This is a genomic window from Rhizobium sp. RHZ01 (genome assembly GCF_014851595.1).
Taxonomy (GTDB): Bacteria; Pseudomonadota; Alphaproteobacteria; order Rhizobiales; family Rhizobiaceae; genus Rhizobium; species Rhizobium altiplani.
Genome location: NZ_JACUZZ010000029.1, coordinates 1 through 21274, shown reverse-complemented (window position 1 = coordinate 21274; position 21274 = coordinate 1). Strand labels below are relative to the sequence as shown.

Sequence of the window (21274 nt, the reverse complement as noted above, 5' to 3'; positions counted from 1 at the left end):
CTCCAGGAATTTTGAAGGTCCCCCAGGCGGCCTTTCTGAACCGGATGCGCTTATGGGGATAAAGGTGGAACAAATTGTGGCAAAGATAAAGGGTGGGATTGTCGCAAAGTTTTGAAGACAACCAAAAGCTGTGTTGTCAATTTGACGAGCGACTTCTGATTCAAACGATTTAAAATAAGGCGGAAAAATTTAAATCGATTAATAGTTTGATATTACTACATTTTATAGATTTTCGGCTCTTGCGTTTTAAAAAACCAGCCCGTACGGTCAGCCTCAGTTCTTAACGGCACGAGCCTCAAGGGAAGGGAAAGACCATGGAGCTGTTCGGAGTCCACAACCCGGCGATAGAGCTGGCGACGATCGGTTTGGGGAGCGCAAACAGCGCTCGCTATAACTTTACCGCCGCCTCCCTCTATGAAGAATCGATTCGCCGGGGTGAGGCTGAGCTGACCGCCCATGGCGCCTTGCGGGCCCTGACGGGCCAGCACACCGGCCGTTCGCCGAGAGACAAGTTCGTCGTACGTGACGCCAAAACCGATGGCGAGATCTGGTGGGACAACAACAAGCCGATGTCGCCGGAGCACTTCGCGCTGTTGAAGCAGGACATGCTCGCGCATGCCGCCGGCAAGGATCTGTTCGTTCAGGACCTCATCGGAGGTGCTGACGAAAACAACGCGCTGCCGACCCGTGTCGTCACGGAGCTGGCCTGGCATTCGCTGTTCATTCGTAACCTGCTGATCCGCCCAGAGCGCCCGACGCTCGAAACCTTCGTCCCGAAGCTGACGATCATCAACCTGCCGACCTTCAAAGCCGATCCAGCGCGTTACGGCTGCCGCACAGAAACGGTCATCGCTTGCGACCTGACGAATGGCGAAGTGCTGATCGCCGGCACCTTCTATGCCGGCGAGATGAAGAAGTCGGTCTTTACCGTGCTGAATTACCTGCTCCCGGCAAAGGGCGTCATGCCAATGCACTGCTCGGCCAATGTCGGTCCGGCTGGGGATTCCGCTGTCTTTTTCGGCCTTTCGGGCACCGGCAAGACGACGCTTTCGGCGGATCCTGCCCGCACGCTGATCGGCGACGACGAGCACGGGTGGGGTGAGGATGGCATCTTCAACTTCGAAGGCGGCTGCTACGCCAAGACGATCCGTCTCTCGGCGGAAGCGGAACCGGAAATCTACGCAACGACGCAGCGCTTCGGCACGATTCTCGAAAACGTCGTTCTGAACGATGAACGCGAACCCGACTTCAACGACGGCTCGCTGACGGAGAACACACGCTGCGCCTACCCACTGGATTTCATTCCGAACGCCTCCAAGACCGGCCTCGCCGGTCACCCGAAGACAATCATCATGCTGACGGCCGATGCCTTCGGCGTCATGCCGCCGATCGCCAAGCTGACGCCGGATCAGGCCATGTACCACTTCCTTTCCGGGTACACCGCCAAGGTGGCCGGTACCGAACGGGGCGTGACCGAGCCGGAGGCGACGTTCTCGACTTGCTTCGGCGCGCCGTTCATGCCACGCCATCCGTCGGAATACGGCAATTTGCTGAAGGATCTGATCGGTCGCCACGGCGTTGAATGCTGGCTCGTCAACACGGGCTGGACCGGCGGGGCTTACGGCACCGGCAAGCGGATGCCGATCAAGGCGACCCGCACGCTGCTGGCCGCAGCACTCTCGGGTGAGCTCGGCAAGGCAGACAGCCGCGTCGACCCGAACTTCGGCTTTGCTGTTCCCGTTGTGGTGCCGGGCGTTGACACGGCCATCCTCGATCCACGTTCTACGTGGCAGGATCCGGTCGCCTATGATGCGCAGGCTAGCAAGCTCGTGACGATGTTCATCGAGAACTTCGCGAAGTTCGAAGGCCACGTGGATGGCGGGGTGCGCGATGCGGCTCCGGGGTTTCGCGCCGCCGCTGAATGATGCGCCAAAACATTGATGATTCACGTGAAACCCGGCGGTCTCCGCCGGGTTTCTTTGTCTGTTCCCAAGGGCCGGCCGATGTGAGATAGAAAATGTATGGCCAGCGAACCGCTTTACATCAACGATCGAATTATCATCGCCGGGTGGGAGTTGACCGAGCAGTTCGTTCTGGCGGGCGGCCCCGGCGGGCAGAACGTCAACAAGGTCTCGACAGCAGTCCAGCTCTTCTTCAACATCCCAAACTCACCGTCCTTGACGGAGCGGGTGAAAGCGAATGCCGTGAAACTGGCCGGGAAGCGCCTCTCGAAAGAGGGCGTGTTGATGATCGAGGCAAGCCGCTTTCGCAGCCAGGATCGCAACCGCGAAGACGCGCGCGAGCGGCTGAAGGAACTGATTCTCGAGGCGGCAAAACCGCCACCGCCACCGCGCAAGAAAACCAAGCCGACAAAGGGGTCGGTCGAGCGCCGGCTGAAGGAGAAATCGGACCGTGCGGAGGTGAAGAAGATGCGCGGGCGACCGCTCGGAGATTGACATGCTGAAGCTTCCGAACGGCGTCAGTCATCGTCCTGTTTATCTGGACCGGCCGCGACAGCAGGCTTTGGTGGATATTGTCAGGTCGATCGTGGCGGGTGCGCCGCTCTTCGTGCCCGTCATGCCTGGCACCGGCAAGCCGATGTCAGTGCGCATGACGAATTGCGGACCGCTCGGCTGGGTAACCGACAAGGAGCGCGGCTATCGCTATCAGCCGACCCACCCCGTTACGGGCAAGCCCTGGCCGGACATGCCTGTGGAATTGATCGAGATCTGGAACGACGTCTCTGGCTATGACAAGCCGCCACAGGCCTGCCTCGTCAACTTCTACTCCGACGAGGCCCGCATGGGACTGCATCAGGACAAGGATGAACAGGACCTTGCAGCGCCTGTTGTGTCGATCTCGCTCGGCAATAGCTGCCTGTTTCGCGTCGGTGGCCTCGCGCGCGACGACCGCACGCTTTCCTTCAAGCTCTCAAGCGGCGATGTCGTGATCTTGGGTGCGGAAGGGCGCCTTTGCTTCCATGGCGTCGACAGGATCTATCCATCGACGTCGACCTTGCTGAAGAATGGCGGCCGGATCAATCTGACGCTTCGCCGGGTAACGGCCTAGAGCTTCCTCAATGCGACCTGTTCTATCAGGTGATTGTTGCCCTTGCGCAGGATAAGGTCGGCACGCGGGCGCGTCGGGAGGATGTTTTCCCGCAGGTTCTTCAGGTTGATGTTTTCCCAGAGGCCTTCGGCAATCGTCAGCGCTTCCTCCTCGCTGATCGAGGCATAGCGGTGGAAGAAGGAGTGGGGATCGCGAAACGCCGTTTCGCGCAGCCGCAGGAAACGCGTCACATACCAGTCGTGAATCCGGCTTTCATCCGCATCGATGTAGATCGAGAAGTCGAAGAAGTCGGAAACCATCGGAACGATCTTGCCGCCAGCCGGCAGGTCGCGCGACTGCAGCACGTTGATGCCCTCGAAGATCAGAATATCCGGCCGATCGACGATCTTGTACTCGTTCGGCAGCACGTCATAGACAAGATGCGAATAGGACGGTGCCTTGACGTTCGGCTGCCCAGCCTTGATCGCGGCCAGGAAACGCAGGATCGCGCCGGTGTCGTAGCTCTCGGGAAAACCCTTGCGCTGCATCAGGTTTTCACGCTGCAGCACGGCATTCGGGTGCAGGAAGCCGTCCGTGGTGACAAGATCCACCTTTGGACTGGACGGCCAGCGCGACAGCAGTTCCTTCAGGATACGGGCGGTCGTCGATTTGCCGACAGCCACGGAGCCGGCGATGCCGATCACGAAGGGAGTCTTCGCGACGTTGGAGAGGCTGAGGAAGCGATTGCGTTGCTCGAACAGCAGCTGCGAGGATTCCACATGCGCCGACAGAAGGCGCGACAGCGACAGATAGATGCGCCGCACTTCATCGAGGTCGATCGGGTCGCCCATGGAGCGCAGCCGCTTGACCTCGTCCCCCTTCAGGGTGAGCGGCGTATCCGCCCGGAAGCGCGCCCATTCCTCGGAAGAAAAGAAGTGATAGGGCGAATAGGCATTCGCCTGAAAATGATCGAGCGTTTCGGGCGCTCCGATGAGCTGTCTTGCGATACTCATGAACTTTGCCGGCTCGCCTTTTCTTTCAGGCCGGATTGAGCGGTACGGCGCTCAAGCTCCGCCATGACACTTTGCAACGGAATGCCTGCGACCTTCAATACGACCAATAGGTGATAGAGCAGGTCGGCGGCTTCATAGGTAAGGTTTTCGCGGTCATCGGCGATCGCTGCCATCACGGTCTCGATCGCCTCTTCGCCGAGTTTCTTGGCCGCTTTTGGCTGACCGGCAGAAACGAGCTTTGCCGTCCAGGATTCTTCCGGAGAGGCCTTCGATCGCGCATCGACGATCTTTTCCAGGTCGGCGAGGGTAAATTCGCTCATGATTCCGCTTTCCACTCAGTCCAGACGCATGTCGATGCCGCACGACGACATATAGCGCTTCGCTTCCCCGACGGAATAGGTACCAAAGTGGAAGATCGAAGCAGCCAGAACGGCATTGGCATGTCCTTGCTTGACCCCGGCCACGAGGTCATCGAGGTCGCCGACGCCGCCCGAAGCTATCACCGGCACCCGAACCGAATCCGCTATGGCACGCGTCAGTTCGAGATCGTAGCCGACCTTCGTCCCGTCCCGGTCCATTGAGGTAACAAGCAGCTCGCCGGCGCCACGCTCGACCATTTTCCGAGCGAAATCCACGGCATCGATGCCGGTCGCATTGCGGCCACCATGCGTATAGATCTCCCAGGCGCTGACATCGCCTTGGACAGGCACTGTCCGCCGCTTGGCGTCGATCGAGACGACGATGCACTGGTCGCCGAACTTGTCGGCGGCCTCCGCAACGAAATCCGGATTGTTGACGGCGGCCGAGTTGATAGAGATCTTGTCCGCGCCACAAAGCAGCAGCTTGCGAATGTCAGCGATGGTGCGAACGCCGCCGCCGACGGTGACAGGCATGAAGCATTGCTCGGCGGTGCGAGCGACGACATCGAAGATCGTCTCGCGATTGTCCGAGGAAGCGGTAATGTCGAGAAAGCAAAGTTCGTCGGCGCCGGCGGCATCGTAGGCCTTGGCGGCCTCGACCGGGTCTCCGGCATCTACCAGATTGACGAAGTTGACACCCTTGACGACGCGGCCGTCCTTGACGTCGAGGCAGGGAATGACGCGAGCCTTGAGGGTCATTGCGCAGTCTCCTTTGCGCGTGCGGCTGAAATCAGCGCCAGCGCTTCTTTCGGGTCGATGCGTCCATCATAGAGCGCGCGGCCGGAAATCGCACCCTCGAGCTTGCGTGCGTCAAGCTCGAGCATCCGCTTCACGTCCTCGATCGAAGCAAGGCCGCCGGACGCGATGACGGGGATCGATACGGCTTCGGCAAGCTCGAGCGTCGACGACCAGTTGATGCCGGCAAGGATGCCGTCGCGGTCGATGTCGGTGTAGATGATCGCGGCAACGCCGGCGCCCTCGAACTTCTTCGCGAGCTCGATGACGCCGAGCTCGGAGGCCTCGGCCCAACCTTCGACTGCGACTTTGCCGCCCTTGGCATCGATTCCGACAGCAACACGGCCGGGAAACTTCTTGCAGGCTTCAATCACGAGCGCCGGATCGCGCACGGCGATCGTTCCGAGAATGACGCGGGCAAGGCCGCGCGACAGCCAATTCTCGATATGGTCGAGTGTACGGATGCCGCCACCAAGCTGAACGGGGTTCTTCGTTGCCTTCAGGATCGCGTCGACAGCAGCGCCGTTGACGCTTTCGCCAGCAAAGGCGCCATTCAAGTCAACGACATGCAGCCATTCGAATCCCTGGTCTTCAAAGGCCTTCGCCTGGGCTCCGGGATCGGGATTGTAGACGGTTGCCTGGTCCATATCGCCAAGCTTGAGGCGAACGCACTGCCCATCCTTGAGGTCGATTGCGGGAAATAGGATCATTCTGTCAGTCCTTGCAATGCGCGAGCTCAAGGCTTCCAGCGCAGGAAATTGGCAATCAGGGCGAGGCCGAGATTCTGGCTCTTTTCGGGATGGAACTGGGCTCCGGCCATGTTGTCGCGACCGACGAAGGCGGTGATCGGGCCGCCGTAATCGGCCGTCGCGAGCACGTCGGCGGGGTTTTTCGCCGCCAGATGGTAGGAATGCACAAAATAGGCATGCAGCCCGTTCGGCCCCGTCGGAATGCCGTCGAACAACGGGTGGGGGGATTTCAGATCCAGCGTATTCCAGCCGATCTGTGGAATCTTCAGATTGGCATCACCTGGCGTCATTTCGACGACATCGCCGGGTATCCAGCCAAAGCCATCCGTGACGGTCTTCTCGAGACCGCGCGATGACATCAGCTGCATGCCGACGCAAATACCAAGGAAGGGCCGGGCCTTCTTCTCAACCACATCGATCAGAGCGTCCGACATGCCGGAAACGGCATCGAGGCCGCGTCGGCAGTCGGCATAGGCGCCAACACCCGGCAGCACCACGCGATCGGCGGCGGCTACAACCTCGGCCTTGTCGGTCAGATCGATCACGGCATCGATGCCGACTTCCCGTGCGGCCCGTTCGAAGGCCTTCGTCGCCGAACGCAGGTTGCCGGAACCGTAGTCTATAATTGCGACGCGCATTCAGCGTCCTCCATCAAAACCAAAGAGACCGAGCGAGGTGGCGTTGCCGTGTCGCGGGGCATGGGCTGCGGGATCCCATTGCGGCGACGGCGCCGGGCGGCTGTCGTCGGCGTCGGTCTGGACATTCAAAAAGTAGATTTCTTCTGCGGTCTGCAGCGAGTCGGCGGAAACGAGGTCGGCCTCAGCCCAGCCCTTCGCAACCAGATTGCGGATGCGAAGATTCTGGCCCTCGAGCGCCACCAGCAGACTGGTGCCGAAGGTGATCGCAACGCCGACGGGCCAGAGGTCTGCGCGGTCTGCCAGCGCACCGCCAAGGCTTTGCAGGAGAAATGCCGCGATGGCGTAGAGCCACAGCTGGTGGAAGGCCAGCCATATCCAGGGAAAGAGAAACCCGAGCACGGTAAAACCGTCGCGAATGAAGCGCGTCTTCTCGTGGTTGGAGTCTGTTCCGCTAGGCGCAGTCAGAACCAGATAGCTGGAAGTCATGTCGTCAAGCTCCCTCAGGGGGCTCAGACGAGCGTGCCCTTCGTCGAGGGAACACGGCCCGCCTGTCTCGGATCGATCTCTGTCGCCGTACGCAGCGCGCGGGCAACGGCCTTGAAGCACGTCTCTGCAATATGGTGGTTGTTGGCACCATAATGGTTGAGAATATGCAAGGTGATGCCGGCGTTCTGGGCAAGCGCCTGGAAGAATTCGCGAACGAGTTCGGTGTCGAACGTGCCGATCTTCGGCGCACTGAAGGTGACGTTCCAGACAAGGAAGGGGCGACCGGAGAGGTCGACGGCTGCCTTCGTCATCGTCTCGTCCATGGCGAGGTCGATCGATGCATAGCGCGTGATGCCGCGGCGGTCGCCGAGTGCCTTGGCAATCGCCTGGCCGATCGCGATACCGGTGTCTTCCACTGTATGGTGGTCGTCGATATGGAGATCGCCCTTGGTCTCGATTTCCATGTTGATCAGCGAATGTCGTGACAGCTGGTCGAGCATATGGTCGAAGAAGCCGACGCCAGTCGAAATTTTCGACTTTCCGGTGCCGTCGAGATTGACGGAAACGGAAACCGAAGTCTCGTTCGTCTTGCGGGACACGGTACCCGTGCGGCTTGCTGCGGTCTCGGCCATAAGGCTGCTCCATCGGGAAATACGGGCGTTCCTTATCAGGCGTGCCGCGAAATATCCAGAACCGCGGCAGCAGAAAAAGACGCCATTTGCAATCGGCATTCACGCACTTACATAGGGCTCGACAGGGCCGGCGTTCGGCCCGACACAACAAGCCCGGCAGACGGGCAAAGGTGAATAGATGACAACGATTATTACAGTTCGAAAGGGCGGTAAGGTCATCATGGCCGGCGATGGTCAGGTAAGCCTCGGCCAGACCGTGATGAAGGGCAACGCCCGCAAGGTGCGGCGCATCGGCAAGGGCGAGGTTATTGCCGGTTTCGCAGGCGCCACTGCGGATGCGTTCACGCTCCTCGAACGCCTCGAAAAGAAGCTCGAGCAATATCCGGGGCAGCTGATGCGCGCCGCCGTCGAGCTTGCCAAGGATTGGCGCACGGACAAGTATCTCCGCAACCTCGAAGCCATGATGCTCGTCGCTGACAAGCAGGTGACGCTGGCGATAACAGGCAACGGCGATGTTCTCGAGCCGGAGCACGGGGCCATGGCGATCGGTTCGGGTGGCAATTATGCGCTCGCTGCGGCCCGCGCCCTGATGGACACAGACAAATCCGCCGAAGAGGTCGCGCGTCGCGCCCTCGATATTGCCGCCGATATTTGCGTCTACACGAACCATAATGTGGTGGTGGAAACGCTCGACGCCGAAGCTTGACCCGGTTTCAAAGATTCACGCCCCGATGGGATATTCGATATGACCACATTTTCCCCCCGCGAGATCGTTTCCGAACTTGACCGCTACATCATCGGCCAGCATGAGGCCAAGCGCGCGGTGGCAATCGCGCTGCGCAACCGTTGGCGTCGCCACCAGCTCGATCCGGATCTACGCGACGAAGTGATGCCAAAGAACATCCTGATGATCGGCCCGACCGGTGTCGGCAAGACGGAAATCTCTCGCCGTCTCGCCAAGCTGGCGGGCGCGCCCTTCATCAAGGTTGAAGCGACCAAGTTCACCGAAGTCGGTTACGTCGGACGCGACGTGGAGCAGATCATCCGCGATCTCGTCGAGGTTGGCATCGGGCTCGCACGCGAGAAGAAGCGGAGCGAAGTGCAGGCAAAGGCGCATATGAGCGCCGAGGAACGCGTTCTCGATGCGCTCGTCGGCGCCACGGCCTCGCCGGCGACCCGTGACAGCTTCCGCAAGAAGCTGCGCAACGGTGAACTTGATGACAAGGAGATCGATATCGAGATCGCCGACACCGGTACCGGCATGGGTGGCTTCGACATTCCGGGCATGCCGGGCGCAAATATCGGCGTGCTCAACCTCTCCGAAATGTTCGGGAAGGCGATGGGTGGCCGCACCAAGAAGGTCCGCACGACGGTCAAGGCATCCTACACGGATCTGATCCGCGACGAGTCCGACAAGCTGATCGACAACGAAGTTATCCAGCGCGAGGCGGTTCGTGCGGTCGAGAATGACGGCATCGTCTTCCTCGACGAGATCGACAAGATCGCCGCTCGCGACGGCGGCATGGGTGCCGGCGTTTCGCGCGAAGGCGTGCAGCGCGACCTGCTTCCCCTGGTCGAAGGAACGACGGTGTCGACGAAGTACGGGCCGGTGAAGACGGACCACGTCCTTTTCATCGCCTCCGGCGCATTCCATGTCTCCAAGCCGTCCGATCTGTTGCCGGAATTGCAGGGTCGTCTGCCGATCCGCGTCGAACTGCGCGCGCTCACAAAGGAAGACTTCCGCCGTATCCTGACGGAAACCGAGGCGAGTCTTATCAGGCAGTACAAGGCGCTGATGGAAACGGAAGGCCTCACCCTCGAATTCACTGACAATGGCATTGATGCCCTGGCTGATGTGGCCGTCCACTTGAATTCGTCTGTCGAAAACATCGGCGCCCGTCGCCTTCAGACCGTCATGGAGCGCGTTCTGGACGAAATCTCGTTCAATGCTCCGGATCGCGGCGGCTCGACCGTGACGATTGACGCCGACTACGTCCGAGAGCACGTCGGTGACCTGGCGCAGAACACAGATCTGTCCCGGTTCATTCTGTGATGAACAAGCATCGGGTCCTGTCCTTACTGATGTGACGCCGCGATTTTGACAGCTTGGACTCTCGACAGCGGGCCCTTTACTTTTTAGTGAAGGGCCCGTCTCGTTATCGGCGCCAGCATTATTCGGCCAAGATTGTGGTCCAGTCAGCGCGCTTCGCGACAATGCCAAAATGATGGGAATGCTGATCGTGCGACGCCTTATGACAAGCCTCCTGATTGTTGCTGCGGTGCTGACCTCGGTGCCTGCTTTTGCCATGCAGGTGGTGCCGTCAGGTAATCGTCATGCCGAGCAACCGGATGTTCCGGACGCCTCGGTTCGTCGCACCAAAGGCACGAAGAGCTCGTTCGATCGGAAATACGAGAAGGTCCGTGACCTCTTGGCCACGGATCACGAACTGATGGGCAAGATCAAGAAAGTTTCGGCCGCTTATGGCATCGACCCGATCCACGTGGTCGGTGCGATCGTCGGCGAGCATACCTACAATGTCGACGCCTATGACCGCCTGCAATCCTATTACGTGAAGGCCGCTTCCTATGCCGGCCAGAGTTTCCGTTTCGCCTATGATGGCGAGGACGTGGACGATTTCGTCAAGCGGCCGGAGTTTGCTGAATGTAGCGGCAAGGGCGATTCCTACACGTTGTGGAGTTGCCGTGAGGACGTCTGGGAAAGGGACTTCCGAGGCAAGACGATCGGTGGCAAGAGCTACCCGAACAACCGCTTCAGTGCCGTCTTCTTTCAGCCCTTCTACGCTGGTCAGACCTTCGGCCTCGGCCAGATCAACCCGCTGACCGCGCTGATGCTCTCGGATCTCGTCTCCAAGGTCTCAGGTTATGAAAAGCTGAACGAGAGGGACGCCGGTGCCGTCTACAAGGCAATCATGGAGCCCGATATCTCGCTTGCCTTCGTCGCTGCCTCCATCCGCCGCTCGATCGACGATTACAAACAGATCGCCGACATGGACATTTCCAAGAATCCGGGCCTGACCGCCACCCTCTATAATGTCGGCAATTCGCGCCAGCGCGCGGCGGCCCTGGCGGCCAAGAACCGCGCTTCAGGCGAAACCGTCTGGCCGGAGGAAAACTATTACGGCTGGTTGGTCAACGACAAGCTGGACGAGTTGGAGCGCCTGCTCTAGCTTCCGCCTTGCCGGGAAGAGTTTAGAATCTTCCGCGAAAGGCTGAATTCTCATGGCCATGCGTCCGGATCCCTTTGAACCTCCGGCACCGTTGCCCCGCACGGTGCCACCGAGCCGCCTTGAGATCATCCGCACCATCCTGCGCAATCCGCTGGAGCTCTGGGGCGAGCCTTCCTACACGCTGCCGTGGATCCAGACGCGGTTCTTTCGGGAAAGAACCCTGATCGTCAATGATCCCGGTTTGATCCGCCATGTTCTCGTCGACAATGCCACGAACTACCGCATGTCGGATATTCGCCAACTCATCTTGCGCCCGATCCTGCGTGACGGCCTGCTGACGGCGGAAGGAGAGGTTTGGAAGCGATCCCGCAAGGCGGTATCACCGGTCTTCACGCCGCGCCACGCAAACGGCTTCGCCGGGCAGATGCTTCGCCAGTCCGAGGACTACGCGATAAAATACGAATCCGCTGGCAGAGACGGCAAGGTCTTCGAGATTGCCGCCGACATGACGGAACTGACCTTCGCCATGCTCGCCGATACGCTGTTCTCAGGCGAGATCGTCACCTCCTCCGATAGCTTTGCCGACGACGTAAACGCACTCCTCCACCGCATGGGGCGCGTCGACCCGATGGATCTCCTGCGCGCGCCCTCATGGGTTCCGCGCGTCACCCGCATCGGCGGTCAAAAGGTGCTGGACAAGTTCCGAAACATCGTGCGCCAGACCATGGATGCCCGGCTCGCGCGTATGCAAGCCGATCGAGCCTCCGCGCCGGACGACTTTCTGACCTTGCTCCTTGATCAGGCTGCAACCGGCGGGCTGACGAACGACGAGATCGAAGACAATATTCTCACCTTCATCGGCGCGGGCCACGAAACGACGGCGCGGGCGCTCGCCTGGACGCTCTATTGCGTCGCCAACACGCCGCACATCCGCGAGGCGATGGAGGAGGAGATCGATCGCGTGCTGGCCCAGGATGTCGAGCCGGTAAAATGGCTCGATCTGATGCCTTACACGCGTGCCGCCTTCGAGGAGGCGCTGCGGCTCTATCCGCCGGCGCCGTCGATCAATCGCGCCGCCATCGCCGCCGATCGCTGGACCGATGCGAAAGGCGAAACGGTCGAGATCGAGGCCGGAGTCACCGTTCTCATCATGCCGTGGACGCTCCATCGTCACGAGCTCTATTGGGACAAGCCACGCGCCTATATCCCGGAACGGTTCCTGCCGGAGAATCGCGCCAAGATCGGGCGTTTCCAGTTCCTCCCGTTCGGCGCGGGTCCGCGGGTCTGCATCGGCGCGACCTTTGCCCTGCAGGAGGCTGTTATCGCTCTGGCCGTGCTGATGCACCGGTTCCGCTTCGATATGACGGACAAGACAAGGCCATGGCCGGTTCAGAAACTGACGACGCAGCCGCAAAACGGCCTGCCGATGCGCGTCACGCCGCGGTCTTTGTCCGTAGCGGCATAAATCTTTCGAATTATTGCATAATTGACTATGAATGAAAGCCGCGCAAAGTGGCAGCATGAAAAAGCTGCCGTGGTCTTGGGAGACATTGAATGAGCCGCATCGATAAAAACGGTCTTGCTGTTGAAGCCGTCCTTCATGAGTTCCTGGTGAAGGAGGCGTTGCCCGGCCTGCAGATCGATGCCGACAAGTTCTTTGCAGATTTCTCGGCCATCGTTCACGATCTGGCTCCGCGCAACCGCGAACTGCTTACCAAGCGCGATGCACTTCAGCTTCGAATCGATGATTGGTACCGTCAACATGGCGCGCCGACCGACATGGAAGCGTACCAGGCGTTTCTGCGGGATATCGGCTATATCCTGCCGGAAGGCTCCGATTTTCAGGTATCGACCGCCAACGTTGATCCCGAGATCGCCTCGATCGCCGGTCCGCAGCTCGTCGTTCCCGTCATGAATGCGCGCTATGCGCTGAACGCCGCCAACGCGCGCTGGGGCTCGCTCTACGATGCGCTTTACGGGACCGATGCGATTCCCGAGAGCGATGGCGCCGAAAAGGGCAAGAGCTACAATCCGCAGCGCGGCGAGAAGGTCATCGGTTGGGTTCGCAATTTCCTCGATACCGCTGCTCCGCTCGACAGCTGGAACTGGAAGGATGTCGCGACCTTTGCTGTCAGGGATGGTGCACTCGTCATCACTTCGACCGACGGCGAGCATGTTTCGCTGACCGATGCGGCGCATTTTGCCGGCTATCTGGGCGATGCCGCGGCGCCGACGCAGATCCTGTTAAAGAACAACGGCATCCATATCGACATCGTCATCGACGCCTCGACCGCGATCGGCAAGAGCGATCCGGCGCACATCTCCGACGTCTGGCTGGAATCGGCGATTACGACGATCATGGACTGCGAGGACTCGGTTGCAGCAGTTGACGCCGAAGACAAGGTCGTCGTCTATCGCAATTGGCTCGGCCTCATGAAGGGCGACCTGCAGGAGGAGGTGTCCAAGGGTGGCTCGAGCTTCATCCGCAAGCTCAATCCCGATTTGGAGTACAGCGGCCCGACCGGTACGCCCTTCGAAGTGCATCGCCGGTCGCTGATGCTCGTGCGCAACGTCGGCCATCTCATGACGAATCCCGCCATCCTCGATCGTGACGGCAACGAAGTGCCGGAAGGGATCATGGACGCCATGATCACCGGCATGATTGCGCTCTACGACGTCGGCCCCAATGGCCGGCGCAAGAATTCCCGCGCCGGTTCGGTCTATGTCGTCAAGCCAAAGATGCATGGACCCGAGGAAGTCGCCTTCGCTGCCGAGATCTTTTCGCGCGTCGAGGATGCCCTCGGCATGGCGCGCAATACCATCAAGATGGGCATTATGGACGAGGAGCGGCGCACTACCGTCAATCTCAAGGAGTGCATCCGCGCCGCCCGCGAACGCGTCGTCTTCATTAACACCGGTTTCCTGGACCGCACCGGCGATGAAATCCATACCTCGATGGAAGCCGGGCCGATGATCCGCAAGGGCGATATGAAACAGGCTGCCTGGATCGGCGCCTACGAGAACTGGAACGTCGACATCGGCCTTGAATGCGGTCTTTCCGGCCATGCGCAGATCGGCAAGGGGATGTGGGCCATGCCGGATCTGATGGCGGCGATGCTGGAGCAGAAAATCGCGCACCCGAAAGCCGGCGCCAATACTGCCTGGGTTCCGTCCCCAACCGCTGCGACGCTGCACGCGACCCATTATCACCGCATCAACGTCGCTCGCGTTCAACAGGGTCTGAAGGACCGTGCGCGCGCCAAGCTCTCCGATATTCTTTCTGTCCCCGTAGCGGTTCGTCCGAATTGGACGCCGGAGGAAATCCAGCGCGAACTCGACAACAATGCCCAGGGCATTCTCGGTTACGTTGTCCGCTGGGTCGATCAGGGCGTCGGCTGCTCCAAGGTGCCCGACATCAACAATATCGGCCTTATGGAAGACCGCGCGACGCTGCGAATCTCCGCCCAGCATATGGCCAATTGGCTGCATCATAAGGTCACGACCGAAGCGCAGATTGCCGAGACGATGAAGCGCATGGCCGCAGTCGTCGACCAGCAGAATGCATCCGATCCCGCCTACGTGCCAATGGCAACCGATTTCGACGGTTCGATCGCCTTCCAGGCGGCACTCGATCTTGTCTTGAAGGGCAGGGCACAGCCGAACGGCTATACCGAGCCTGTCCTCCATCGCCGCCGCCTCGAACTGAAGGGCAAGCAGGCTTAAGAACAAATCAGTAGAAAAGGCCGCCGAAAGAATGTTCCGGCGGCCTTTCTAATACCCCATTTCGGCAACAGCTTACTGGATAACGATGACCTTCGAAGTCGTCTTGCCCGGACGTACGCGGCTGTAGAGGTCGATAACGTCCTGGTTCATCAGACGAATGCAGCCCGAGGAGGCCGCGGTGCCGATCGAAGCCCATTCCGGCGTGCCGTGCAGGCGGAAGAGGGTGTCCTGACCCTTTTCGTTGAAGAGATACATCGCGCGCGCGCCGAGCGGGTTGCTGAGGCCAGGGCCCATGCCATCTTCGACATACTTGGCAACTTCCGGCTTGCGCTCGGCCATTTCCTTCGGCGGATGCCAGGTCGGCCATTCCTGCTTCCATGCGACATAGGCCGTGCCTGCCCAGGCGAAGCCCTGCTTGCCGACACCGATGCCGTAGCGCATCGCCTTGCCGCCGGGCAGGATGTAATAGAGGAAGCGCTCGCGGGTGTTGACGATGATCGTGCCCGGACGCTCGGTGGTTTCGTAAGAGACGATCTGGCGGCGGAACTGCGGCTTGACCTTCTGGATCGGGATCGCCGGCAGCGAATATCCGGCATCCGTCGTCACGCCATAGGCGTCGTCGAAGATCTGCGCGGTCTGGACGGTCGGGCCCGGCACGGCCTTGTCTTCAACGGAGGCGCTCTCGGTAGTCGAAGAGCAACCGGCCAGAGCGAGCGTCGCCATCAGGCCGAATACAGGAAATGCATTGCGGATACGCATGGATGTCTCTTAGGAAATGGGCAAGGGGAAACGGTCTTTTGAACCATCTTTGATTATGGTTTATTTTCGATTAACTTTGCCTTTGCAAGCTGTTGCAGTGCGGCAAAATCAATACGCAGCGGCAAATTAGAAGCGCATGGTTTTTTTGCAACAACGCGCGCGCCAGACCTACGGTTATCCATGACGATTTTGAGTGTTTACAATAACAATCCGTTAATAGACGGCCGGCAGTCGGACAGAGCTATGCTCGTGCGGCGCGGGACTCAGATTTTACTTCATGAGATGCGTCACGCCGTGTTGCCGGAGCTGTCGCTTGCGAGCGGACGCCGGGCGGATCTGATCACCATTTCGGAGAAGGGCGAAATCTGGATCATCGAGATCAAGACCTCGATCGAGGACTTTCGCGTCGACCGCAAGTGGCCGGACTATCGCCTGCATTGTGATCGGCTGTTTTTCGCCACGCACAAAGATGTTCCGCTTGAGATTTTCCCCGAGGGCTGCGGGTTGTTTTTATCGGATGGCTACGGCGCGCATATGATCCGCGAGGCGCCCGAACATCGCCTTGCGCCAGCGACGCGTAAATCTGTGACGCTCAATTTCTCCCGCGTAGCCGCCCAGCGCCTGCTGATGGCCGAATGGGCAAACGGCAAGCCGTTTGAGGTCGACGATATTTAGGGTTATTTCGGCGCGCGCTTGGCGAGGATCCGCTGCAGCGTGCGGCGATGCATATTGAGCCGCCGCGCGGTCTCCGAAACATTGCGCTCGCACATTTCATAGACCCGCTGGATATGCTCCCAACGCACACGGTCGGCTGACATCGGGTTTTCCGGTAGCTCTGCTTTCTCGCCCGCCCGCTGCGTCAGGGCGGCATAGACGTCGTCCGCATCGGCGGGCTTTGCCAGGTAATCGACCGCGCCGAGCTTCACAGCGGTAACGGCTGTTGCAATATTGCCGTAGCCGGTCAGAACGATGATCCGGGTATCGTCGCGGCGCTGGCGGATTGCCTCGATTACGTCCAGACCGTTGCCATCACCAAGCCGCAGGTCCACGACGGCATATTTCGGTGGATGGCTCTTGGACTTGGCAACACCCTCGGCGACTGACTCAGCTGTCTCGACCGTGAAGCCGCGTGTCTCCATCGCGCGCGCCAGACGGCGCAGGAAGGGACCGTCATCGTCAACGATCAGCAAGCTGGCGTCCGGACCGATATGATCCGCATTGGCGAGGGAGGATTCGTGGTCAAGCTCGTTCATATCTATCAATCCCGGCGGCTGCCCCGCCTGATATAAGTCAATTATTCAGCTTTTTCATTATGCCCATAGCGTCATTTTGTCGAATTCGCATCGATCAGCATGCGCGGCCATTCGACACGGACACGCGCTCCGGCGGCTTCCGGCATGCGGTTCTCGAAGACCAACGACGCGCCGGATCGTTCCAGGAGCGTCTTGGCGATAAAGAGGCCAAGTCCCAGCCCACCGGCCCGGTCCTCCCGTTGCCGCTTCGTGACGTAGGGCTCGCCGATCCGGGTCAGGATATCGGAAGAATAGCCCTCTCCATCGTCCTCGATGGTGATGCGGACCTTTCTCAGATCGTGTTCGACCGTGACCGTTACCTTGTCGCGCGCGTAGTCGACGGCGTTCTCGATGAGATTGCCGAGCCCGTACATGATGCCGGCATTGCGGTCGGTGATAGGCTCGCCCTTGCGCGGGCTCTTCTCGATGAGCTCGAGTTTGATCCCGAACTCCCTGTGCGGCGCCACGATCTCTTCCATCATGGATGAGAGCGGCAGCCGCCGAAGATGGGCCTCGCCCTCTGCCGAGAGCGTCGCCAGCCGCCGCAGGATGTCGCGGCAGCGCTCGCTCTGGCTGCGCAGGAGTTGCACGTCCTCGCGAAAGCGATCGTCATCCTTCAGTTCCCGTTCCATTTCCTTGGCAACCACGCTGATGGTGGCAAGCGGCGTTCCGAGTTCGTGTGCCGCTGCTGCGGCAAGACCGTCCAGCTGCGAAAGGTGTTTCTCCCGCTGCAGCACGAGTTCGGTTGCCGCCAGCGCGTCGGCGAGCTGGCTCGCCTCCATTGAGACCCGGTATGCATAGAAGGCGGCGAAGGCCATGGTCGATGCGATCGAGCACCAGACGCCGAACTGCATCACCGTGTGCACATTGATCTCGACCCCGTCGAACCACGGCAAGGGAAAGGGTGAAAAGGCAAGGATGGTGATGCAGACCATCGCAATGAAAATGAGCACCGTGCTGAAGCGGATCGGCTGCGATGCGAATGAAATGATCACGGGAACGCAGACGAGCGCGGCGAAGGGATTAGCAAGGCCGCCGGTGATGAAGAGCAGTGCGCAAAGCTGCAGAAGATCGAAACCGAGCAGTGCGAAGGCGGCGCCTGGGTAGAGCCGGTGCGTCGGCGGATAGCGGATCATCAGGTAGAAGTTGACCGCCGCCAGCGCCGCGATCAGCAACCCGCAGGCGATAAGCGGAAGCGGAAACTTCAGCCAGAAGGCAACGATGAACACCGTCACGGCCTGGCCGCCGACGGCAAGCCATCTCAGCCGCACCAGCGTCTGCAGTCTCAGGCGCCTGCTGTTGTGCCTGTCCTCTTCCGACGAACTTTCGACAGTATCGACCATTTGACATTCCTTGAGCCATGCTAGGGCTCATGTACCACGCGGTTTTGCCCTTGTCGTCGGCGGGGCGTCCTCCGGCCGTTCCGGCCAGGGGTGCTTGGGATAGCGGCCGCGCATGTCGGCGCGCACGTCCTTCCACGATCCGGCCCAGAAGCCCGGCAGGTCGCGTGTCGTCTGGATCGGCCGGTGTGCGGGCGACGTCAGTTCCAGAAGCAGCGGCAGCCTTCCGCCTCCAATTGCCGGGTGCTGCTTGAGGCCGAAGAGTTCCTGCACGCGGATCGTCAGAGTCGGCTCCTCGCCGTCGTACTGGATCGGATGTCGCTGTCCCGTCGGCGCGTCGAAATGCGTCGGGGCGAGGCGGGAAAGATCCCGCTGCAGCTCGTGCGGGATCAGCGCCATCAACCCGTTCGAAAGAGCAGACGAGGAAATGTCGGAAATCCCGCGGGCATCCGTCTGGTAGGGAACGAACCACTCGTCCAGCCGCGCAAGCAGTGCCTGGTCGCTGACATCGGGCCAAGGATCGCCGATGTTGCGATGAAGAAAGCCGATGCGTTCACGCAGCTGCATGGCTTCCTTGGAAAAGGGCAGCAGTTCCAGCCCCAGCTCGCGCACGCCTACCGCCAGCGCGCGGCTGACGGCTTCGCCGGTTGGACGCGGCAGTGGCGTCTCCTCGAAGACAATGGCGCCGAGCCGCGTCGCGCGCCGGGCCCTGACCTGCCGGCTCTGGCGGTCGAAGAAGACCTGATTGTCGGTGGAAATGGCGCCAGGTAGCTCTTCCTCGATCTCGCCACGCGAAACCTCTGCTGCAGACAGAATTCGCCCCTGCGCCGCCCGGCCGGTCAAGTCGGCGATGACGAGCATCTGGGTGCCGGCAAGTCGCTCGGTTTCCGGCAGCTCCGCACCGCGCCCGTTCGCCATCAGGAATCGGCCTCTGCCGCCGCGTTGCAGCGCGATTCGGTCGGGAAAGGCGTGCAGCAGAAGGCGTCCCGCCTGGCTCGGTTCCGTTGACTTTGCGACATCGAGACCCTTGGCCAGTCGAGCCGCCAGCTGGCGCGCGCCCTCCGCGCGCTCACCTCGTTCCGACCGGAAGCGTCGCATCCGTTCCTCGAGGTCAATACCGGGACCACCGAGGCCCTGTTCGGTCAGCAGCACGGCAAGGGCGGCCGCATCTCTCGCTTGCCCAGTCTCGCCGGCTGAGATCACCATGGCGGCCAAACGTGGCGGCAGCGCAAGGTCACGCATCATCCGTCCGCGCGGGGTGAGTGCGCCGTCCTTGTCAAGCGCGCCGAGTTGCAACAGGAGCGCGCGCGCCTCCGCCAGCGTCGTCTCCGGCGGCTGGTCGACGAAGGACAGCACGCGGGCATCCTGAACGCCCCAGTGGGCAAGGTCGAGGACCAGACCGGAGAGATCACTGGAGAGAATCTGCGGCGGCGTGAAAGCCGGCAAGGCCGCGGTCTGTCCCTGATGCCAGAGGCGGATGGCGATGCCGGGCTCGGTTCGGCCGGCTCGCCCGGAACGCTGGTCGGCGGAGGCGCGAGAGACGCGCACCGTTTCCAGCCGTGTGATGCCGGTTGAGGCCTCGAACACCGGAAGCCGCTGCAAGCCGCTATCGATTACGATCCGTACGCCGTCGATGGTGATCGATGTCTCGGCAATCGAGGTGGCGAGCACGATCTTGCGCGTCCCGCCTTCGGCCGGTCGGATTGCCGCGTCCTGTTCTTTCTGTGTCAGGTTGCCGTAGAGGGGCGCAATCAGTGTCTCCGGCCCGAAGCGTCCTTGGAGCCGCTCCGCCGTGCGGGCGATCTCCGCCTGGCCGGGCAGGAAGGCGAGGATCGATCCGCTTTCACTGGCATGGGCGTCGACGATCGCACGCGTCATCGCATCCTCTATGCGTTCGCCGCCCGGCCGATCCTTGTAGCGGACGTCAATCGGATAGCTTCGCCCCATGCTTTCGATAACAGGCGGCTGGTCGAGAAGCGCAGCAACGCGCGCAACGTCAAGCGTCGCCGACATCACCAGCAGGCGCAGGTCGTCGCGCAAGGCGGATTGTACGTCGAGCGCCAACGCCAGGCCGAAGTCGGCGTCCAGCGAGCGTTCATGAAACTCGTCGAAGATGACGGTCGAGACACCCGAGAGTTCCGGATCCTCGAGGATCATGCGCGCGAACACGCCTTCGGTCACGACCTCGATGCGGGTCTTGGCGGAAACCCTGGTGTCGAGCCGCATGCGATAGCCGACCGTTTCCCCCACAGTCTCGCCAAGCAGCGAGGCCATGCGGCTGGCGGCCGCGCGTGCTGCCAGCCGCCGCGGTTCGAGAAGTACGATCTTGCCGTCGCCGCGCCAGTCCTGCCTCAGCAGATAGAGCGGTACGAGCGTCGTCTTGCCGGCGCCCGGCGGCGCCGAAAGGACTGCGCGCCCCTGTGCACCGAGTGCTGCCCCGATTTCGGGAAGAACATGCGAAACCGGAAGCTCCGGCAAGGAAGTCATAGGGGTCACGTCGGTGTCTTCGTTTCGTTGGCGGGAATGGTGCCGGCCCCCACCATTCAGGACAAGCGCCGGTCATTCCCCACGTGTCGGATCGAAAACGAAACTACCGATGCTGCCCTATCGCGTGCAAGTCATGCCGACATCCGGACTGCGGCGCAGCCCAACCGCCCCAAATGACACAGCCCAAAGTGGTGGCGACCGAAACAGCACAGGCAGGGGTCGCCGCCTCCGCACCAAAAGCAATCCGAAACCGCGCTTCCAGAATATATCTCAATCGAATCAATCTGTTACAAAAATGTCAAAAAACTTTGTCTGGCGCTGTTGACTTAGAAAAGGGGTAGGATCTATAAGCCCCCTCACTGAACGAGGGCGGCGGCGCTGCTGGCGACGAAGTCCTTCGCTCTCAAGTTTCTTTTAAGATTGGCTTTGTTGCTGATTGGTTCCTTGGACTTTTTGGTTTGAGGCGAGGAAATTCGACCGGGGTATCTGGTCTGTTATTTGACAATTGAAGATGAGAAGAAAGAGAAACGTGGGCGGCGGAGCTTGCGGGACCGGAAGAGATTTCGGTTCTTTGAAAGAGACTTTGGCGGTCACGTTTATCAAGAGAAGTTACACTGGTTTTTGACGCAGGGGTTTTTGCCTTTGTGTTTGGAAAACAGGTGTGAAGTTCTCGTCGATTCAGAACGTGACGTAAATGCCAATGATTGAATTCTCAACATGAGAGTTTGATCCTGGCTCAGAACGAACGCTGGCGGCAGGCTTAAC

Annotated in this window: 20 protein-coding genes; 9 read left to right on the top strand and 11 right to left on the bottom strand. The window is 60.5% G+C overall.

Annotated elements, in window-relative coordinates:
• Positions 1-314: 314 nt before the first annotated feature.
• The 3 genes from IB248_RS24900 to IB248_RS24890 all read left to right on the top strand — a co-directional run bounded on the left by IB248_RS24900 (position 315) and on the right by IB248_RS24890 (position 3069).
• Positions 315-1925 carry a phosphoenolpyruvate carboxykinase gene (locus IB248_RS24900; RefSeq protein ID WP_192241835.1) on the top strand — a complete coding sequence of 537 codons (1611 nt, stop codon included), beginning with the start codon at positions 315-317 and terminating at the stop codon, positions 1923-1925.
• Between the two features lie 96 nt (positions 1926-2021).
• Complete coding sequence (arfB, locus tag IB248_RS24895) at positions 2022-2456, top strand: alternative ribosome rescue aminoacyl-tRNA hydrolase ArfB (RefSeq protein ID WP_192241834.1); 435 nt, start codon at positions 2022-2024, stop codon at positions 2454-2456.
• A 1-nt stretch (position 2457) separates the two neighbouring features.
• Positions 2458-3069 (top strand): alpha-ketoglutarate-dependent dioxygenase AlkB, encoded by a 612-nt coding sequence (locus IB248_RS24890; protein ID WP_113469645.1) that lies wholly within the window; start codon positions 2458-2460, stop codon positions 3067-3069.
• Here the strand turns inward: IB248_RS24890 and coaA are convergent.
• From coaA to hisB, 7 genes are read right to left on the bottom strand one after another with little or no spacing between them, the layout of a single operon-like run.
• The gene (gene coaA / locus IB248_RS24885; protein ID WP_018859435.1) at positions 3066-4061 is read right to left on the bottom strand and encodes a type I pantothenate kinase; all 996 of its coding nucleotides are present in this window, start codon (positions 4059-4061) and stop codon (positions 3066-3068) included. The two genes, IB248_RS24890 and coaA, sit on opposite strands and share 4 nt — an antisense overlap.
• Positions 4058-4381 carry a phosphoribosyl-ATP diphosphatase gene (locus tag IB248_RS24880; RefSeq protein WP_018859436.1) on the bottom strand — a complete coding sequence of 108 codons (324 nt, stop codon included), beginning with the start codon at positions 4379-4381 and terminating at the stop codon, positions 4058-4060. The genes coaA and IB248_RS24880 overlap by 4 nt, the downstream gene beginning before the upstream one ends.
• Positions 4382-4396: 15 nt before the next feature.
• Positions 4397-5179 (bottom strand): imidazole glycerol phosphate synthase subunit HisF, encoded by a 783-nt coding sequence (gene hisF, locus IB248_RS24875; RefSeq protein WP_018859437.1) that lies wholly within the window; start codon positions 5177-5179, stop codon positions 4397-4399.
• A complete protein-coding gene (hisA, locus tag IB248_RS24870) occupies positions 5176-5925 on the bottom strand; it encodes a 1-(5-phosphoribosyl)-5-[(5-phosphoribosylamino)methylideneamino]imidazole-4-carboxamide isomerase (RefSeq protein ID WP_018859438.1) in 750 nt (249 codons plus the stop codon). Before hisA ends, hisF begins: the two co-directional genes overlap by 4 nt.
• 26 nt (positions 5926-5951) lie before the next feature.
• The gene (gene hisH, locus IB248_RS24865; RefSeq protein WP_018859439.1) at positions 5952-6602 is read right to left on the bottom strand and encodes an imidazole glycerol phosphate synthase subunit HisH; all 651 of its coding nucleotides are present in this window, start codon (positions 6600-6602) and stop codon (positions 5952-5954) included.
• Positions 6603-7088, bottom strand: a complete 486-nt coding sequence (locus tag IB248_RS24860; RefSeq protein ID WP_169683915.1) for a DUF2628 domain-containing protein — start codon at positions 7086-7088, stop codon at positions 6603-6605.
• Between the two features lie 23 nt (positions 7089-7111).
• Positions 7112-7720, bottom strand: a complete 609-nt coding sequence (gene hisB, locus IB248_RS24855; RefSeq protein ID WP_018859441.1) for an imidazoleglycerol-phosphate dehydratase HisB — start codon at positions 7718-7720, stop codon at positions 7112-7114.
• A gap of 178 nt (positions 7721-7898) precedes the next feature.
• Between hisB and hslV the strand changes: the two genes are divergently transcribed.
• The 5 genes from hslV (at position 7899) to IB248_RS24830 (ending at position 14631) form a co-directional block, all read left to right on the top strand.
• Positions 7899-8426, top strand: a complete 528-nt coding sequence (gene hslV, locus IB248_RS24850; protein ID WP_018859442.1) for an ATP-dependent protease subunit HslV — start codon at positions 7899-7901, stop codon at positions 8424-8426.
• Between the two features lie 39 nt (positions 8427-8465).
• Complete coding sequence (hslU, locus tag IB248_RS24845) at positions 8466-9773, top strand: ATP-dependent protease ATPase subunit HslU (protein ID WP_018859443.1); 1308 nt, start codon at positions 8466-8468, stop codon at positions 9771-9773.
• Positions 9774-9960: 187 nt separating this feature from the next.
• On the top strand, positions 9961-10908 hold the full coding sequence (locus IB248_RS24840; RefSeq protein ID WP_192241833.1) for a DUF1402 family protein: 948 nt from the start codon (positions 9961-9963) through the stop codon (positions 10906-10908).
• A 52-nt stretch (positions 10909-10960) separates the two neighbouring features.
• Entirely contained in the window at positions 10961-12373 is a 1413-nt protein-coding gene (locus IB248_RS24835) for a cytochrome P450 (protein ID WP_192241832.1), read from the top strand.
• Positions 12374-12462: 89 nt separating this feature from the next.
• Positions 12463-14631: a malate synthase G gene (locus IB248_RS24830; protein WP_169683918.1), complete on the top strand. Its 2169-nt coding sequence runs from the start codon at positions 12463-12465 to the stop codon at positions 14629-14631.
• Positions 14632-14703: 72 nt separating this feature from the next.
• Here the strand turns inward: IB248_RS24830 and IB248_RS24825 are convergent, their stop codons facing one another.
• On the bottom strand, positions 14704-15390 hold the full coding sequence (locus IB248_RS24825; RefSeq protein WP_018859447.1) for a L,D-transpeptidase: 687 nt from the start codon (positions 15388-15390) through the stop codon (positions 14704-14706).
• A 180-nt stretch (positions 15391-15570) separates the two neighbouring features.
• On the opposite strand from IB248_RS24825, the gene IB248_RS24820 reads away from it, so the two are divergent.
• The gene (locus tag IB248_RS24820; RefSeq protein WP_026372086.1) at positions 15571-16065 is read left to right on the top strand and encodes an MmcB family DNA repair protein; all 495 of its coding nucleotides are present in this window, start codon (positions 15571-15573) and stop codon (positions 16063-16065) included.
• Between the two features lie 2 nt (positions 16066-16067).
• On the opposite strand, the gene IB248_RS24815 is transcribed toward IB248_RS24820, so the two are convergent.
• The 3 genes from IB248_RS24815 to hrpB all read right to left on the bottom strand — a co-directional run bounded on the left by IB248_RS24815 (position 16068) and on the right by hrpB (position 20518).
• A complete protein-coding gene (locus IB248_RS24815) occupies positions 16068-16643 on the bottom strand; it encodes an ActR/PrrA/RegA family redox response regulator transcription factor (protein WP_018859449.1) in 576 nt (191 codons plus the stop codon).
• 71 nt (positions 16644-16714) lie between these two features.
• Positions 16715-18025, bottom strand: coding sequence for an ActS/PrrB/RegB family redox-sensitive histidine kinase (locus tag IB248_RS24810; RefSeq protein WP_018859450.1), 1311 nt, complete (start codon positions 18023-18025; stop codon positions 16715-16717).
• 27 nt (positions 18026-18052) lie between these two features.
• Complete coding sequence (gene hrpB / locus IB248_RS24805) at positions 18053-20518, bottom strand: ATP-dependent helicase HrpB (RefSeq protein WP_026372087.1); 2466 nt, start codon at positions 20516-20518, stop codon at positions 18053-18055.
• Positions 20519-21274 lie beyond the last annotated feature (756 nt).

Coding starts and splice junctions, on each gene's coding strand:
- IB248_RS24900 (WP_192241835.1), top strand. CDS start 315: ATGGAGCTGTTCGGAGTCCACAACCCGGCGATAGAGCTGGCGACGATC.
- arfB (WP_192241834.1), top strand. CDS start 2,022: ATGGCCAGCGAACCGCTTTACATCAACGATCGAATTATCATCGCCGGG.
- IB248_RS24890 (WP_113469645.1), top strand. CDS start 2,458: ATGCTGAAGCTTCCGAACGGCGTCAGTCATCGTCCTGTTTATCTGGAC.
- coaA (WP_018859435.1), bottom strand. CDS start 4,061: ATGAGTATCGCAAGACAGCTCATCGGAGCGCCCGAAACGCTCGATCAT.
- IB248_RS24880 (WP_018859436.1), bottom strand. CDS start 4,381: ATGAGCGAATTTACCCTCGCCGACCTGGAAAAGATCGTCGATGCGCGA.
- hisF (WP_018859437.1), bottom strand. CDS start 5,179: ATGACCCTCAAGGCTCGCGTCATTCCCTGCCTCGACGTCAAGGACGGC.
- hisA (WP_018859438.1), bottom strand. CDS start 5,925: ATGATCCTATTTCCCGCAATCGACCTCAAGGATGGGCAGTGCGTTCGC.
- hisH (WP_018859439.1), bottom strand. CDS start 6,602: ATGCGCGTCGCAATTATAGACTACGGTTCCGGCAACCTGCGTTCGGCG.
- IB248_RS24860 (WP_169683915.1), bottom strand. CDS start 7,088: ATGACTTCCAGCTATCTGGTTCTGACTGCGCCTAGCGGAACAGACTCC.
- hisB (WP_018859441.1), bottom strand. CDS start 7,720: ATGGCCGAGACCGCAGCAAGCCGCACGGGTACCGTGTCCCGCAAGACG.
- hslV (WP_018859442.1), top strand. CDS start 7,899: ATGACAACGATTATTACAGTTCGAAAGGGCGGTAAGGTCATCATGGCC.
- hslU (WP_018859443.1), top strand. CDS start 8,466: ATGACCACATTTTCCCCCCGCGAGATCGTTTCCGAACTTGACCGCTAC.
- IB248_RS24835 (WP_192241832.1), top strand. CDS start 10,961: ATGGCCATGCGTCCGGATCCCTTTGAACCTCCGGCACCGTTGCCCCGC.
- IB248_RS24830 (WP_169683918.1), top strand. CDS start 12,463: ATGAGCCGCATCGATAAAAACGGTCTTGCTGTTGAAGCCGTCCTTCAT.
- IB248_RS24825 (WP_018859447.1), bottom strand. CDS start 15,390: ATGCGTATCCGCAATGCATTTCCTGTATTCGGCCTGATGGCGACGCTC.
- IB248_RS24820 (WP_026372086.1), top strand. CDS start 15,571: ATGACGATTTTGAGTGTTTACAATAACAATCCGTTAATAGACGGCCGG.
- IB248_RS24815 (WP_018859449.1), bottom strand. CDS start 16,643: ATGAACGAGCTTGACCACGAATCCTCCCTCGCCAATGCGGATCATATC.
- IB248_RS24810 (WP_018859450.1), bottom strand. CDS start 18,025: ATGGTCGATACTGTCGAAAGTTCGTCGGAAGAGGACAGGCACAACAGC.